The organism is Candidatus Kosakonia sp. 282A-S69 (genome assembly GCF_029433855.1).
Classification (GTDB): Bacteria; Pseudomonadota; Gammaproteobacteria; order Enterobacterales; family Enterobacteriaceae; genus Kosakonia; species Kosakonia cowanii_A.
The window spans coordinates 1,080,376-1,095,264 of sequence record NZ_JAROAU010000001.1 but is presented as its reverse complement, the minus strand read 5'-3'; the positions used below and the strand labels follow the sequence as shown (position 1 = coordinate 1,095,264).

At 56.7% G+C, this 14,889-nt stretch carries 13 protein-coding genes and 1 tRNA gene; 12 read left to right on the top strand and 2 right to left on the bottom strand.

Annotation, left to right across the window (positions count from 1 at the left end; all coding sequences use genetic code 11):
- The first annotated feature begins 1 nt into the window (after position 1).
- Both PU683_RS04830 and PU683_RS04825 read left to right on the top strand, forming a co-directional pair.
- Positions 2 to 76: transfer RNA gene (locus PU683_RS04830), tRNA-Gln, on the top strand.
- 122 nt (positions 77 to 198) lie between these two features.
- Positions 199 to 783: a hypothetical protein gene (locus tag PU683_RS04825; RefSeq protein WP_277170420.1), complete on the top strand. Its 585-nt coding sequence runs from the start codon at positions 199 to 201 to the stop codon at positions 781 to 783.
- Positions 784 to 817: 34 nt separating this feature from the next.
- Here PU683_RS04825 and ubiF read toward each other — a convergent pair whose 3' ends face one another.
- Complete coding sequence (gene ubiF, locus PU683_RS04820; protein WP_277170419.1) at positions 818 to 1,990, bottom strand: 3-demethoxyubiquinol 3-hydroxylase; 1,173 nt, start codon at positions 1,988 to 1,990, stop codon at positions 818 to 820.
- Positions 1,991 to 2,161: 171 nt separating this feature from the next.
- On the opposite strand from ubiF, the gene miaB reads away from it, so the two are divergent.
- From miaB to PU683_RS04775, 9 genes are all read left to right on the top strand, one after another.
- Positions 2,162 to 3,586 carry a tRNA (N6-isopentenyl adenosine(37)-C2)-methylthiotransferase MiaB gene (gene miaB, locus PU683_RS04815; protein ID WP_277170418.1) on the top strand — a complete coding sequence of 475 codons (1,425 nt, stop codon included), beginning with the start codon at positions 2,162 to 2,164 and terminating at the stop codon, positions 3,584 to 3,586.
- A gap of 141 nt (positions 3,587 to 3,727) precedes the next feature.
- Positions 3,728 to 4,774 (top strand): PhoH family protein, encoded by a 1,047-nt coding sequence (locus PU683_RS04810; protein ID WP_023479981.1) that lies wholly within the window; start codon positions 3,728 to 3,730, stop codon positions 4,772 to 4,774.
- A complete protein-coding gene (gene ybeY / locus PU683_RS04805) occupies positions 4,771 to 5,238 on the top strand; it encodes an rRNA maturation RNase YbeY (RefSeq protein ID WP_277170417.1) in 468 nt (155 codons plus the stop codon). The genes PU683_RS04810 and ybeY overlap by 4 nt, the downstream gene beginning before the upstream one ends.
- A 103-nt stretch (positions 5,239 to 5,341) precedes the next feature.
- On the top strand, positions 5,342 to 6,220 hold the full coding sequence (gene corC, locus PU683_RS04800) for a CNNM family magnesium/cobalt transport protein CorC (protein WP_277170496.1): 879 nt from the start codon (positions 5,342 to 5,344) through the stop codon (positions 6,218 to 6,220).
- Positions 6,221 to 6,225: 5 nt separating this feature from the next.
- Entirely contained in the window at positions 6,226 to 7,761 is a 1,536-nt protein-coding gene (gene lnt / locus PU683_RS04795; protein WP_277170416.1) for an apolipoprotein N-acyltransferase, read from the top strand.
- Between the two features lie 562 nt (positions 7,762 to 8,323).
- Complete coding sequence (locus tag PU683_RS04790) at positions 8,324 to 9,244, top strand: amino acid ABC transporter substrate-binding protein (protein WP_277170415.1); 921 nt, start codon at positions 8,324 to 8,326, stop codon at positions 9,242 to 9,244.
- Between the two features lie 158 nt (positions 9,245 to 9,402).
- Positions 9,403 to 10,143 carry an amino acid ABC transporter permease gene (locus tag PU683_RS04785; protein WP_277170414.1) on the top strand — a complete coding sequence of 247 codons (741 nt, stop codon included), beginning with the start codon at positions 9,403 to 9,405 and terminating at the stop codon, positions 10,141 to 10,143.
- A 2-nt stretch (positions 10,144 to 10,145) separates the two neighbouring features.
- Entirely contained in the window at positions 10,146 to 10,820 is a 675-nt protein-coding gene (gene gltK, locus PU683_RS04780) for a glutamate/aspartate ABC transporter permease GltK (protein ID WP_277170413.1), read from the top strand.
- Positions 10,820 to 11,545, top strand: coding sequence for an amino acid ABC transporter ATP-binding protein (locus PU683_RS04775; RefSeq protein ID WP_023479949.1), 726 nt, complete (start codon positions 10,820 to 10,822; stop codon positions 11,543 to 11,545). Before gltK ends, PU683_RS04775 begins: the two co-directional genes overlap by 1 nt.
- A gap of 42 nt (positions 11,546 to 11,587) precedes the next feature.
- Here the strand turns inward: PU683_RS04775 and PU683_RS04770 are convergent, their stop codons facing one another.
- Complete coding sequence (locus tag PU683_RS04770) at positions 11,588 to 12,070, bottom strand: zinc ribbon-containing protein (protein WP_277170412.1); 483 nt, start codon at positions 12,068 to 12,070, stop codon at positions 11,588 to 11,590.
- Positions 12,071 to 12,303: 233 nt separating this feature from the next.
- Here PU683_RS04770 and leuS point away from each other — a divergent pair, with 233 nt between their 5' ends.
- Entirely contained in the window at positions 12,304 to 14,886 is a 2,583-nt protein-coding gene (gene leuS / locus PU683_RS04765) for a leucine--tRNA ligase (RefSeq protein WP_277170411.1), read from the top strand.
- The last annotated feature ends 3 nt before the right edge of the window (positions 14,887 to 14,889 follow it).

The following is a 14,889-nucleotide window of genomic DNA, read 5'->3' as shown; positions in this document are numbered from 1 at the left end:
TTGGGGTATCGCCAAGCGGTAAGGCAGTGGATTCTGATTCCACCATTCCGAGGTTCGAATCCTCGTACCCCAGCCAATCAAAACAAAAAAGCTCGCTTCGGCGGGCTTTTTTGTTTTCTGCCTCCTGACAATCAGTAGCTGTTAAACGCCTGAACGGCATGATAATTTGAGCCATCTTTCTCGCGTCAGGTGCCCACCATGAATTATCAAACTACAGCTCTGTGGTTCTACTCCCCCTATCACCTGCTTCTGGTCTTCGCGGTTATTGCCGCCACCTTTCTCGGGCTGACCGCGCCAATCCTCTATTTTCTGGTTATCGGTCTGCTCTTTCCGGTGCTGGTCTCGATGCGCTTGCATATCCTGAGCGAGAACGGCCAGGCGACACTGATGAAAGAGCGCGAGGAGTGGATGGTCTACGTGAATGGGATCCCGGTGCATGAGAAGCGCGCCTCGCTGAAAAACCCCTGTTTCTCCACGCCTGAGCGGCTGCGCCAGTTTTTTATGCGCGGTTTTATGGCGAGAGCGCTAATACAACTCGCGGCAATCTATCTGCTGATCGATCAGGCACGCGCCAATCCGCTGATGAGTTATGAAGGGCTGGCGGCGGTCACAATGCTGATCCTGCTGCTGATACCGCTTTATCGCACAGCGCGCGCCATCAGCGACGTGTATGCAGGAAAATGGGCGTTGCAGGAGATTGATGCAACAAGAGGCTATCAGGCCTATTTCGTCGACAATAAACAGGTGAAGACGGCACTCGACAGGATGCTTGCGGTGCCGTAACGGTGTACGCGAGCGAAGGGTCGCTCGCGCACGCTTACAGGCCTAGCGCGTATTTCAGCGCCTGGCGTTTCAACCCTCCGGCGCGCTCTGCCGCCATCAGGCCAATATTGCGTAACACGCGCAGCGGGCCAAGATCGTTACTGAACCCGGCATAAAAGAGATCCATCCCGCTCTGCATAAGGAGGTTATCTGCCCTGCGTCGCGTCTGATAGCGCTCCAACACTTCGCGGCTGGCCCAGGCTTCGCCATGGTTGCGGGCGCGTGACAGCACATCCAGCAGCGCATCAACATCACGATAACCGAGATTAACGCCCTGCCCTGCCAGCGGATGAATGGTGTGCGCCGCATCGCCCACCAGCGCCAGCCCCGGCTGCACATATTTCAGCGCATGGCGACGCACCAGCGGAAATGACGCTGCGCAAACCGCTTTAACGCGCCCCAGCCGCGGCGGAAAATTGCGCGCGATCTCCTGCTCCAGCTGCGCCATAGACAGAGTTTGTAACTGGCGAATACGTGCAGGCGTGTCGTACCACACCAGCGACGCCCAGCCATCGAAGAGCGGTAAGAAAGCGTGCGGCCCGTTTGGCGTAAAGTGCTGCCAGGTAGAGTCGCCTGCCTCTTGCTCGCACTGAACGCTTATCAACATGCAGGATTGATTGTATTGCCAGGCGTGAATGCCAATCCCCGCCGACTGGCGCACCCAGGAGTTAGCGCCATCAGCCCCTATCAGCAACGGTGCGGTCAGCGTATCGCCATTTTCAAAATGCACGGTTTGCCTTTCACCATCGCTTTCACGCCCGCTCAGCGTCCCGGTGCTCAGCGTCACCTGCGGATGCGCCTGCAAGGCTTGCCACAAGGCGTACTGCAGAACGCTGTTTTCCACCATATAGCCAAGCAGCGGCAGCTTCAGCTCGCGGGCGTCAAACAGCACGTGGGCGTTTTCCCACTCCCACGTCTCCAGTTGCCGGTAAGGGTGACAACGCATCGCTTCGATGCTCTCCCAGACACCCAATCCTCGCAGTAGCTCGACCGAGGCGGCGCTAATGGCTGAAATGCGCACATCCGGCGCCGCGCTGGCATCAAAGGGCGCGGGGACCTGTTTATCTATAACCGTGACGGCAAAACCCTGTTGCGCCAGCCCTAATGCCAGCGCCCCGCCGACCATACCGCCGCCAACAATAGCGACCTCTGTGGATTGATTTGTCATGGCGAAGTGTCCTTTTAGATGAATGGCCTAAGTCTACCGGATTTTTGCGTCCTTGCCCCCGTCAACCATCATACTGGTCAGGGCGCAACCAAAGCATTACAATACGCGGCCTGCAATCCTGGCTTATACCCGTCATACTCCGGGTATACGAACTTACGCAAGAGCAAGTCGATGACAAAAAAACTCCATATTAAAACCTGGGGCTGTCAGATGAACGAATATGATTCATCAAAGATGGCCGATCTGCTGGATGCCACCCACGGCTATCAACTGACCGAGGTTGCGGAAGAGGCGGATGTGCTGCTGCTCAATACCTGCTCAATCCGCGAAAAAGCCCAGGAGAAAGTTTTCCATCAGCTGGGTCGCTGGAAGCTGCTGAAAGAGAAAAACCCGGAGCTGATTATTGGCGTCGGCGGCTGCGTGGCCTCGCAGGAGGGCGACCACATTCGCCAGCGCGCCCACTACGTCGACATCATTTTCGGGCCGCAAACCCTGCACCGTCTGCCGGAGATGATCAACTCGGTACGCGGCAACCGCAGCCCGGTGGTCGATATCAGCTTCCCGGAAATTGAAAAATTCGATCGCCTGCCAGAACCGCGCGCCGAAGGCCCGACCGCCTTTGTCTCGATCATGGAAGGGTGCAACAAATACTGCACCTACTGTGTGGTGCCTTATACCCGCGGCGAAGAAGTGAGCCGTCCTTCCGATGACATCCTGTTTGAGATCGCCCAGCTGGCGGCGCAGGGCGTGCGTGAAGTGAACCTGCTTGGCCAGAACGTCAACGCCTGGCGCGGTGAAAACTATGATGGCACAACCGGCACCTTTGCCGATCTGCTGCGCCTGGTCGCGGCGATTGACGGTATAGACCGCATTCGCTTTACCACCAGCCACCCGATTGAGTTCACCGACGATATCGTTGATGTCTATCGCGATACGCCGGAGCTGGTGAGCTTCCTGCACCTGCCGGTGCAAAGCGGTTCCGACCGCGTGCTGAACCTGATGGGTCGCACCCATACCGCGCTGGAGTATAAAGCGATCATTCGTAAGCTGCGCGCGGCACGTCCCGATATTCAGATCAGCTCTGACTTTATTGTCGGCTTCCCGGGCGAAACCACCGACGATTTCGAAAAGACCATGAAGCTGATTGCCGACGTCAATTTCGACATGAGCTACAGCTTTATCTTCTCTGCGCGCCCGGGTACGCCAGCAGCCGATATGGTTGACGACGTGCCGGATGAGGAGAAGAAGCAGCGTCTCTATATCCTGCAAGACCGCATCAACCAGCAGGCAATGGCCTGGAGCCGCCGCATGCTGGGCACCACGCAGCGTATTCTGGTCGAAGGCACCTCGCGTAAGAGCATTATGGAGTTGTCTGGCCGCACCGAGAACAACCGCGTGGTCAACTTCGAAGGAACGCCGGAGATGATTGGCAAGTTTGTCGACGTCGAGATCGTGGATGTTTATACCAACTCCCTGCGCGGCGTGGTGGTGCGTACCGAAGAGGAGATGGGGCTGCGCGTTGCACAATCCCCGGCCTCGATTATCGCCCGTACCCGAAAAGAGAACGAGCTTGGCGTAGGCACTTATCAGCCGTAAAACCTCAGGCCTGCCATTTCTGGCAGGCCTTGCTTTTCCCCGCGATCACCCCAACATGCTGTCTGATGCTTGCGACTTCTGGCTATGCCGTAAATACTTGCCAGAGAGGCGCTATGGCGACACATATCAAAGAGGAACAGTTTGAACATAGATACGCGTGAAATCACCCTTGAGCCAGCGGACAACGCACGTCTGCTAAGTCTGTGCGGCCCGTTTGACGACAACATCAAACAACTGGAGCGGCGACTGGGCATCGAAATCAACCGCCGCGATAATCACTTCAAACTCACCGGACGCGAAATTTGCGTCAACGCGGCTGCCGATATTCTGCACACGCTGTATGTCGACACTGCGCCGATGCGCGGTCAGACCCAGGATATCGAGCCGAACCAGATCCACCTGGCGATCAAAGAAGCCCGCGTGCTGGAGCAGAGCGCCGAGAGCGTGCCGGAGTACGGTAAAGCGGTCAATATCAAGACCAAGCGCGGCGTCATCAAACCACGCACGCCGAACCAGGCGCAGTACATTGCTAACGTGCTCGATCATGACATCACCTTCGGCGTTGGCCCTGCGGGTACGGGTAAAACCTACCTTGCGGTCGCCGCCGCCGTGGATGCGCTTGAGCGCCAGGAAGTGCGGCGTATTCTGCTGACCCGTCCGGCGGTGGAAGCGGGTGAAAAACTCGGCTTCCTGCCAGGCGACCTCAGCCAGAAGGTCGACCCTTACCTGCGTCCGCTCTATGACGCCCTGTTTGAGATGCTCGGCTTTGAGCGCGTTGAGAAGTTAATGGAGCGTAACGTCATTGAGGTTGCGCCCCTCGCCTATATGCGCGGTCGCACCCTGAATGATGCCTTTATCATTCTCGATGAGAGCCAGAACACCACCATCGAACAGATGAAGATGTTCCTGACGCGTATCGGCTTCAACTCGAAAGCGGTGATCACCGGCGACGTCACGCAGATTGACCTGCCGCGCAGCACCAAATCAGGCCTGCGCCACGCCATTGAAGTACTGGCGAACGTCGATGAGATCAGCTTTAACTTCTTCCACAGCGAAGACGTGGTGCGCCACCCGGTGGTGGCACGCATTGTTATCGCCTATGAAGCCTGGGAAGAGGCGGAGCAGAAACGGAAAGCAGAACTGGCCGCCGAGCGTAAGCGTGAAGCCCAGGATCAGGAGCAGAAATGAGTCAGGTGATCCTCGATTTACAGCTGGCCTGCGAAGATAACAGCGGCCTGCCGGATGAAGCACAGTTCCAGGCGTGGCTGGACGCGGTGATCCCGCAGTTCCAGCCGGAAGCGGAAGTGACCATCCGTCTGGTCGATAGCGCAGAGAGCCACGAGCTGAACCTGACCTATCGCGGGAAAGATAAGCCGACCAACGTGCTCTCTTTCCCGTTCGAAGCGCCGCCCGGTATCGAAATGCCGCTGCTGGGCGATCTGATCATCTGCCGCCAGGTGGTTGAGCAGGAGGCGCTCGAACAGGTTAAACCCCTCGAAGCCCACTGGGCGCATATGGTGATCCACGGCAGCTTACACCTGCTGGGGTATGACCATATCGAGGATGAGGAAGCGGAAGAGATGGAAGGGATCGAGACAGAGATAATGCTTGCTCTGGGCTATGAGGATCCGTACATTTCCGAGAAGGAGTAGCCTGTGCGCCAGTTCGCTGGCGCATTGGCACAAAATGCCGTCCGGCGCTGAGTTTACGCGTGACGAGCGACAATTCAACCAACATGAGAACCCACACGACGCCATGAGCGACGATAACTCACACAGTAGCGACAACACCACCAGCAAAAAGGGATTCTTCTCCCTTTTACTCAGCCAGCTCTTTCACGGCGAACCGAAAAACCGTGATGAATTACTGGCTCTGATCCGAGACTCCGGGCAGAACGAGCTTATCGATGAAGATACGCGCGACATGCTCGAAGGGGTGATGGATATTGCGGACCAGCGCGTGCGCGACATCATGATCCCCCGTTCACAAATGATCACCCTGAAACGCAACCAGACGCTGGACGAGTGCCTCGATGTCATCATTGAGTCCGCCCACTCGCGTTTCCCGGTCATTAGCGAAGACAAAGATCACATCGAAGGGATTCTGATGGCTAAGGATCTGCTGCCCTTTATGCGCAGCGATGCCGAAGCATTCAGCATGGAAAAAGTGTTACGCACGGTAGTGGTGGTACCGGAGAGCAAGCGCGTTGATCGCATGCTCAAAGAGTTCCGTTCCCAGCGCTACCATATGGCTATCGTTATTGATGAGTTTGGTGGTGTCTCCGGTCTGGTCACTATCGAAGATATTCTTGAGCTGATCGTCGGCGAAATCGAAGATGAGTATGACGAAGAAGAGGATATCGATTTCCGCCAGCTGAGCCGTCACACCTGGACGGTGCGCGCGCTGGCACCAATTGAAGACTTCAACGACACCTTCGGTACCCACTTCAGCGATGAAGAGGTCGATACCATTGGCGGTCTGGTGATGCAGGCGTTTGGTCATCTTCCCGCGCGCGGCGAATCCATCGACATTGATGGTTACCAATTCAAAGTCGCTATGGCAGACAGTCGACGTATTATTCAGGTCCATGTCAGAATGCCGGATGATTCTCCGCAACCGAAACTGGATGAGTAGTGTAAATGGTATTTGCCGCCTTGTTTGAGCGCCAGCGCGTCCGTCTGCTGCTGGCGTTACTGTTCGGAGCCAGCGGAACGCTGGCTTTTTCACCTTATGACTTCTGGCCCGCCGCGCTTCTCTCCCTGATGGGCCTGCAGGGCTTAACCCTCAACCGCCGTCCGTTACAGGCCGCCTCGATTGGCTACGCCTGGGGGCTTGGCCTGTTTGGCAGCGGCGTGCACTGGGTCTATGTCAGCATCGCGCAGTTTGGCGGCATGCCTGGCCCCATCAACGTCTTTATCGTCGCGCTGCTGGCAGCTTATCTTTCGCTCTATACCGGCCTGTTTGCCGGCCTGCTGTCGCGCCTGTGGCCGAAAACCGGCTGGCTGCGCGTGGCAGTCGCCGCCCCGGTCGTGTGGCAGATCACCGAGTTCCTGCGCGGCTGGGTGCTGACCGGTTTCCCGTGGCTGCAGTTTGGCTACAGCCAGATTGATGGCCCGCTGAAAGGGCTGGCCCCGGTGCTGGGCGTCGAGTCGATTAACATCCTGCTGATGGTAGTCAGCGGCCTGCTGGTGCTGGCGCTGGCAACGCGTAACTGGCGTCCGCTGGTGGCGGCGGTTGTGCTCTTCGCCCTCCCCTTCCCGCTGCGTTTTATCCAGTGGTATCAGCCGCTGCCCGATCGCGCCACTGAGGTGACGATGGTGCAGGGCAACATTCCGCAGTCGATGAAGTGGGATGCGGGCGAGCTGCTTAATACGCTGAAGATTTACGCCGGGGCGACAGAGCAGGTGCTGGGCAAGTCGCAGCTGATTATCTGGCCGGAGTCGGCGATCCCGGATCTGGAGATTAACCAGCAGGGCTTTCTCAACGAGATGGATAAAACCCTGCGGGCAAACAATGCCACGCTGATCACCGGTATTGTTGATGCGCGCCTCAATCAGCAAAACCGTTACGACACTTACAACACGGCCATCACGCTGGGTACCGGTAGCCCCTACAGCTATCGCTCAACGGATCGCTACAACAAAAACCACCTCGTGCCGTTTGGCGAGTTTGTGCCGCTGGAGTCGATTCTGCGACCACTCGCGCCCTTCTTCGATTTGCCAATGTCCTCCTTTAGCCGCGGCCCTTATGTGCAGGCACCGCTCTCGGCTCATGGCTTAAAACTGACGGCAGCGATTTGCTACGAGATTATCCTCGGCGAGCAGGTGCGGGATAACTTCCGCCCGGACACCGATTTCCTGCTGACCATCTCCAACGATGCCTGGTTTGGCAAGTCGATTGGGCCATGGCAGCACTTCCAGATGGCGCGTATGCGTTCGCTGGAGCTGGCGCGCCCGCTGCTGCGCAGCACCAATAACGGTATTACCGCGGTGATTGGGCCGCAGGGCGAGATTCAGGCGATGCTGCCGCAGTTCACCCGTGAGGTGCTGACGGCGAAAGTCACGCCCACCACCGGGTTAACGCCCTATGCGCGGATGGGTAACTGGCCGGTGTGGATTATCACGGTTCTGCTGGGCTTTGCCGCGCTGCTGATGGGTCTGCGTCAGCGCCGTTAATTCTTCGCCATGGATTGCCGGATGGCGCGTACCGCTTATCCGGCCTACAAAATTTCGCACTTCCCGTAGGCCGGATAAGGCGCAAGCCGCCATCCGGCAGTGACCTCATATCTTTGCCGGATGGCGCTGCGCTTATCCGGCCTACAAAATTTCGCACTTGCCCGTAGGCCGGATAAGGCACAAGCCGTCATCCGGCAGTGACCTCATATCTTTGCCGGATGGCGCTGCGCTTATCCGGCCTACGCGGCTTCTTACTTCTTCACCCATCAAACTGGCATGCCGCTTGCTTATATCTATTCCGTAGCGACCAAATCTGCCCGTGCGTAAACGGGTCGCACCGGCAGGGATCGGTCGCAGCACTATTCTGGTGCAATGTGAGATTTTTGCCTCTAAACGGTGCGGCGCGCCTCGCAAAAATAAACAATACCGCAGCAAATTCTTTACATTAAGCCAGACTAAATGTAACAAACACACACGACACTGCACGAATATGTAGCAGCACATAACAACAACACAACGGGTATCACTGTGCTTTACGCACTGACGATAAAGGAGTCTGGATATGCAATTACGTAAACTGGCCGCCGCCATGCTGGTGATGGGAATCTCCGCCGGGCTGGCACACGCCGAAGAGGCGAAGCCTGCCGATGCAGCGGCTCAGCAATCGACGCTGGATAAAATTGCCAAAAACGGCGTTATTGTCGTCGGTCACCGTGAATCTTCCGTACCCTTCTCCTATTACGACAACGCACAGAAAGTTGTCGGTTATTCACAAGACTACTCCAACGCTATCGTTGAAGCGGTGAAGAAGAAGCTCAACAAGCCGGATCTGGCGGTTAAGCTGATCCCTGTCACCTCGCAGAACCGTATTCCCCTGTTGCAAAACGGTACCTTCGACTTTGAGTGTGGCTCCACCACCAACAACGTCGAGCGCCAGAAACAGGCGGCCTTCTCTGACACCATCTTCGTTGTTGGCACCCGTCTGCTGACCAAAAAAGGCGGCCCGATCAAAGATTTCGCCGACCTGAAAGGCAAAGCCGTGGTTGTGACCTCCGGCACCACCTCCGAGATCCTGCTTAACAAGCTGAACGATGAGAAGAAGATGGATATGCGCATCATCAGCGCGAAAGATCACGGCGACTCCTTCCGTACGCTGGAGAGCGGCCGCGCGGTGGCCTTTATGATGGATGATGCTCTGCTGGCCGGCGAGCGCGCGAAGGCGAAGAAACCGGATAACTGGGAGATCGTCGGCACGCCGCAGTCGAAAGAGGCTTACGGCTGTATGCTGCGCAAAAACGATCCGGAGTTTAAAAAGCTGATGGATGAGACCATCGCCCAGTACCAGACCTCTGGCGCGGCGGAAAAATCCTTCGACAAGTGGTTTAAAAACCCGATTCCACCGAAAAATATGAACCTGAACTTCGATCTTTCCGACGACATGAAAGCGTTGTTCAAAGAACCGAATGACAAAGCTCTGAACTAATTACAACCATTAGGGGCGGGTTTACCTGCCCTCTCGATTGTCGAAGCTGCACGGACAGACTATGCGTTGAGTGGCCGTTCCCCACTCAGCGTGAACATTCGCACTTCACACAATCTTCGAGGGTAGCGCTGCTACCCTTTTTTTTCCGGAGTAGATTTATGTCCATAGACTGGAACTGGGGGATCTTCCTGCAACAGGCCCCGTTCGGCAACACCACCTATCTTGGCTGGTTATGGAGCGGTTTTCAGGTCACTATCGCCCTGTCGGTGACGGCCTGGATCATCGCCTTCCTGGTCGGCTCTCTGTTTGGCATCCTGCGCACCGTTCCCAACCGCTTCCTCTCCGGGATCGGCACCGTATATGTGGAACTGTTCCGTAACGTGCCGCTGATTGTGCAGTTCTTTACCTGGTATCTTGTGGTGCCGGAGCTGCTACCGGAAGATATCGGCATGTGGTTTAAGGCGGAGCTGGATCCCAATATCCAGTTCTTTGTTTCGTCGATGGTCTGCCTGGGGTTGTTTACTGCTGCCCGCGTCTGCGAGCAGGTACGCGCGGCAATCCAGTCGCTGCCGCGCGGGCAGAAGAACGCCGGTCTGGCGATGGGCCTGACGCTGCCGCAAACCTACCGCTACGTGCTGCTACCGAATGCGTACCGCGTGATTGTCCCGCCAATGACCTCTGAGATGATGAACCTGGTCAAAAACTCGGCTATCGCTTCGACCATTGGTCTGGTGGATATGGCGGCGCAGGCAGGCAAGCTGCTCGATTACTCCGCGCACGCGTGGGAATCGTTTACCGCCATTACCCTCGCTTATGTGGTAATTAACGCCGTGATTATGCTGGTGATGAACCTGGTTGAACGCAAAATCCGCCTGCCGGGCAATATGGGAGGCAAATAACCATGTATGAGTTTGACTGGAGTTCTATCGTCCCTTCCCTCCCCTATCTGTGGACGGGATTGCTGGTGACGCTGAAAATCACCGCCATTGCGATTGTGTTCGGCATCGTCTGGGGGACGCTGCTGGCCGTGATGCGACTGTCGACCTTCGCGCCGCTGCGCTGGTTCGCGAAAAGCTACGTTAACGTCTTCCGCTCGATCCCGCTGGTCATGGTGCTGCTGTGGTTCTATCTGATCGTGCCGGGCTTTCTGCAAAACGTGCTTGGCCTGTCGCCCAAAACCGATATCCGCCTGATCTCTGCGATGGTCGCCTTCTCAATGTTTGAGGCGGCGTACTACTCGGAGATTATTCGTGCCGGTATTCAGAGTATCTCCCGCGGGCAGTCAAGCGCGGCGCTGGCGCTCGGCATGACGCACTGGCAGTCGATGAAGCTGATTATTCTGCCGCAGGCGTTTCGCGCCATGGTGCCGCTGCTGCTTACCCAGGGCATCGTCTTATTCCAGGACACCTCGTTAGTGTATGTCCTGAGCCTGGCGGATTTCTTCCGCACGGCCTCCACGATTGGCGAGCGTGACGGTACGCAGGTCGAGATGATCCTGTTTGCCGGCGCTGTCTATTTTGTTATCAGTTTGAGTGCTTCGCTGTTGGTCAGCTGGCTGAAGAAAAGGACCGTCTAATGATTTCCCTGAAAAATGTTTCGAAATGGTATGGCCACTTTCAGGTGTTGACCGACTGCTCCACCGAAGTGAAAAAGGGCGAGGTGGTGGTCGTTTGCGGCCCGTCGGGTTCCGGTAAATCGACGCTGATCAAAACCGTCAATGGCCTCGAGCCGGTTCAGAAAGGCGAAATCCTGGTGAACGGCACCAAAGTGAATGACAAGAAAACCAATCTCGCTGAGCTGCGCTCCCATGTCGGGATGGTATTCCAGCACTTTGAGCTCTTCCCACACCTGTCAATCATCGAAAACCTGACGCTGGCGCAGGTGAAAGTGCTGAAACGCGACAAAGCGGCTGCACGCGACAAAGGGCTGAAGCTGCTGGAGCGCGTAGGCCTGACGGCGCATGCCAATAAGTTCCCGGCACAGCTCTCCGGCGGTCAGCAGCAGCGCGTGGCGATTGCCCGTGCGCTCTGCATGGATCCGGTGGCGATGCTGTTTGATGAGCCAACCTCGGCGCTCGATCCGGAGATGATCAACGAAGTGCTGGACGTGATGGTCGAGCTGGCTAACGAAGGGATGACGATGATGGTGGTGACGCACGAAATGGGCTTCGCCCGTAAAGTGGCGAACCGCGTGATCTTTATGGATGAAGGGAAAATCGTCGAAGACTCGGAGAAGGACGCCTTCTTTAACGACCCGAAATCGGATCGTGCAAAAGACTTCCTCGCCAAGATCCTGCATTAATCCCCTTACGCCTGCCCGCACCCTGTGGGCAGGCGCTTGCTGTTAAGGTTCAAACGGGCGGCGCTGAAACTGATCGTGGCCACATTTCGGGCATAACGGCAGCACATCCGGCGTATAGACCGCGAGATGGAAATGGCACTTCTCGCACACCAGGTTCCCCAGCCCGACCACTTCCCCGCTGTGATAGACGCCATGGTGGTTAAGGTCCTGAAACACCTCCCGCCACTCCAGTTGGGTTTTATCGGTAATATCTGCCAGCTCCTGCCAGATGCTCTCTTTGATCACCCGCATAAAGACGCCGTCAGTGACCTCACTCTGGCTTTCGTGGTAGCTACGGGCGAACTCTTCCAAATCGCGACGAATGGCGCGCATTAACTCATCCGTCTCGGTTCGCGTTAGCTCACCGGTCTGTGCGACCTTCAGGCGAGCCTGTTCAACTAATGCGTCAATATCGCGATCGCCATTACGCAGGCGCTCGGTCAGTGAAGCGACCAGTTCACGGTAAAATTGCGCAACCTTGTTCATCGTTTCGCCTCCGGTTAAGTGATTCATTTTAATGATAGACGTTAATTTCCCCCGCCTCTGCCGAGCCGCCTGTTGCGTGGTGAAAAAGTGATGTGGCGCAGAGAAGGGCTATTTCGACGGCGCTTTTCGGAAAGGCTGTTTTGAAGCTGGCGTTTGGGCTATGCTATGCCGACTAAAAACCACCTATTAACGCTACATTTGTAGCTGTAGCAAAAACAGGACTACTGGCTGCCATGCAAGAGCAATACCGCCCGGAAGAGATAGAATCCACCGTACAGCGTCACTGGGAAGAAAAGCGCACATTCGAGGTCACCGAAGACGAGAGCAAAGAGAAATACTATTGCCTGTCGATGCTTCCCTATCCTTCTGGCCGACTACACATGGGCCACGTCCGTAACTACACCATTGGCGATGTGATCGCCCGCTACCAGCGTATGCTTGGCAAAAACGTGCTGCAGCCGATCGGCTGGGATGCGTTTGGCCTGCCGGCTGAAGGCGCCGCGGTAAAAAATAAAACCGCCCCTGCGCCGTGGACCTACGACAATATCGCCTACATGAAAAACCAGCTCAAAATGCTGGGCTTCGGCTACGACTGGAGCCGTGAAGTGGCGACCTGCACCCCGGAATATTACCGCTGGGAGCAGAAGTTCTTCACCGAGCTCTATAAAAAAGGGCTGGTCTACAAAAAAACGTCAGCGGTGAACTGGTGCCCGAATGACCAGACCGTACTCGCCAACGAACAGGTTATCGACGGCTGCTGCTGGCGCTGTGACACCAAGGTTGAGCGTAAAGAGATCCCGCAGTGGTTTATCAAAATCACCGCCTATGCTGACGAACTGCTGAACGATCTGGATAAACTGGATCACTGGCCGGATACCGTGAAAACGATGCAGCGCAACTGGATCGGCCGTTCTGAAGGGGTGGAGATCACCTTTGATGTTCAGAATAGCGACGAGAAGCTGACCGTTTATACCACCCGCCCGGACACCTTTATGGGCGTCACCTATCTGGCCGTCGCCGCCGGTCACCCGCTGGCGCAGCAGGCAGCCCGCAGCAACCCGGCGCTGGCGAGCTTCATCGACGAATGCCGCAACACCAAAGTCGCAGAAGCCGAGATGGCGACGATGGAGAAAAAGGGTGTCGATACTGGCCTGAAAGCGATTCATCCGCTGACCGGCGAAGCGATTCCGGTCTGGACGGCGAACTTTGTGCTGATGGAGTACGGCACCGGCGCGGTGATGGCCGTTCCGGGTCACGATCAGCGCGACTACGAATTTGCCAGCAAATATCAGCTGAAGATCAAGCCGGTCATCCTTAATGCTGACGGCAGCGAGCCGGATCTCAGCGCCCAGGCGCTGACCGAAAAAGGCGTGCTGTTTAACTCCGGCGAGTTTGACGGTCTCGACTTCAACGCCGCTTTTAATGCCATTGCTGACACGCTGGCAGAGAAAGGCGTCGGCGAGCGTAAAGTGAATTTCCGTCTGCGCGACTGGGGGGTTTCCCGTCAGCGTTACTGGGGCGCGCCAATCCCGATGGTGACCCTCGAAGATGGCACCGTCATGCCCACCCCGGAAGACCAGCTGCCAGTGATCCTGCCGGAAGATGTGGTGATGGACGGCATTACCAGCCCAATAAAAGCCGATCCCGAGTGGGCGAAAACCACCGTTAACGGCCAGCCTGCGCTGCGCGAAACCGATACCTTCGACACCTTTATGGAGTCCTCCTGGTACTATGCGCGCTACACCTGCCCGCAGTACAACGAAGGGATGCTGGACCCGAATGCGGCGAACTACTGGCTGCCAGTTGATATCTATATCGGTGGTATCGAACACGCCATCATGCACCTGCTCTACTTCCGCTTCTTCCACAAACTGATGCGCGATGCGGGCATGGTCACCTCTGACGAACCGGCTAAACAGCTGCTGTGTCAGGGCATGGTGCTGGCAGACGCCTTCTACTACCTCGGTGAAAGCGGCGAGCGTAACTGGGTGTCGCCGAAGGAAGCTATCATTGAGCGTGACGAGAAAGGCCGCATCGTGAAGGCGACCGATGCCGCGGGCCATGAACTGGTCTACACCGGTATGAGCAAAATGTCGAAGTCGAAGAACAACGGCATCGACCCGCAGGAGATGGTAGAGCGTTACGGCGCGGACACCGTGCGTCTGTTTATGATGTTCGCCTCCCCGGCTGATATGACGCTGGAGTGGCAGGAGTCCGGCGTGGAAGGGGCGAACCGCTTCCTGAAACGCGTCTGGAAACTGGTCTACGAACACACCGCCCAGGGTGCCGTTGCGCCGCTGGATCTGGCCGCGCTGAATGACGATCAGCAGGCACTGCGCCGCGATGTACATAAAACTATCGCCAAAGTGTCCGATGATATCGGCCGTCGTCAGACCTTCAACACCGCTATCGCGGCGATCATGGAGCTGATGAACAAGCTGGCAAAAGCGCCGCAGGAGAGCGAGCAGGATCGCGCCCTGATGCAGGAAGCGCTGCTGGCCGTAGTACGTATGCTCAACCCGTTCACCCCGCACGCCAGCTTCACGCTGTGGCAGGAGCTGGGCGGAGAAGGCGATATCGATAACGCACCGTGGCCGGTCGCCGATGAGAAAGCGATGGTTGAGAACACCACGCTGGTGGTCGTGCAGGTCAACGGTAAAGTGCGCGGTAAAATCACCGTCGCCGTCGATGCGACAGAAGAGCAGGTTCGTGAGCGCGCAGGCCAGGAGCATCTGGTAGCGAAATATCTTGAGGGCGTTACCGTACGTAAAGTGATTTATGTACCGGGCAAACTGCTCAATCTGGTCGTTGGTTAAGCG

What these genes read in the sequence shown, in the direction of transcription:
- PU683_RS04825 (WP_277170420.1), top strand. Translation starts at nt 199, where the DNA reads ATGAATTATCAAACTACAGCTCTGTGGTTCTACTCCCCCTATCACCTG.
- ubiF (WP_277170419.1), bottom strand. Translation starts at nt 1,990, where the DNA reads ATGACAAATCAATCCACAGAGGTCGCTATTGTTGGCGGCGGTATGGTC.
- miaB (WP_277170418.1), top strand. Translation starts at nt 2,162, where the DNA reads ATGACAAAAAAACTCCATATTAAAACCTGGGGCTGTCAGATGAACGAA.
- ybeY (WP_277170417.1), top strand. Translation starts at nt 4,771, where the DNA reads ATGAGTCAGGTGATCCTCGATTTACAGCTGGCCTGCGAAGATAACAGC.
- corC (WP_277170496.1), top strand. Translation starts at nt 5,342, where the DNA reads ATGAGCGACGATAACTCACACAGTAGCGACAACACCACCAGCAAAAAG.
- lnt (WP_277170416.1), top strand. Translation starts at nt 6,226, where the DNA reads ATGGTATTTGCCGCCTTGTTTGAGCGCCAGCGCGTCCGTCTGCTGCTG.
- PU683_RS04790 (WP_277170415.1), top strand. Translation starts at nt 8,324, where the DNA reads ATGCAATTACGTAAACTGGCCGCCGCCATGCTGGTGATGGGAATCTCC.
- PU683_RS04785 (WP_277170414.1), top strand. Translation starts at nt 9,403, where the DNA reads ATGTCCATAGACTGGAACTGGGGGATCTTCCTGCAACAGGCCCCGTTC.
- gltK (WP_277170413.1), top strand. Translation starts at nt 10,146, where the DNA reads ATGTATGAGTTTGACTGGAGTTCTATCGTCCCTTCCCTCCCCTATCTG.
- PU683_RS04775 (WP_023479949.1), top strand. Translation starts at nt 10,820, where the DNA reads ATGATTTCCCTGAAAAATGTTTCGAAATGGTATGGCCACTTTCAGGTG.
- PU683_RS04770 (WP_277170412.1), bottom strand. Translation starts at nt 12,070, where the DNA reads ATGAACAAGGTTGCGCAATTTTACCGTGAACTGGTCGCTTCACTGACC.
- leuS (WP_277170411.1), top strand. Translation starts at nt 12,304, where the DNA reads ATGCAAGAGCAATACCGCCCGGAAGAGATAGAATCCACCGTACAGCGT.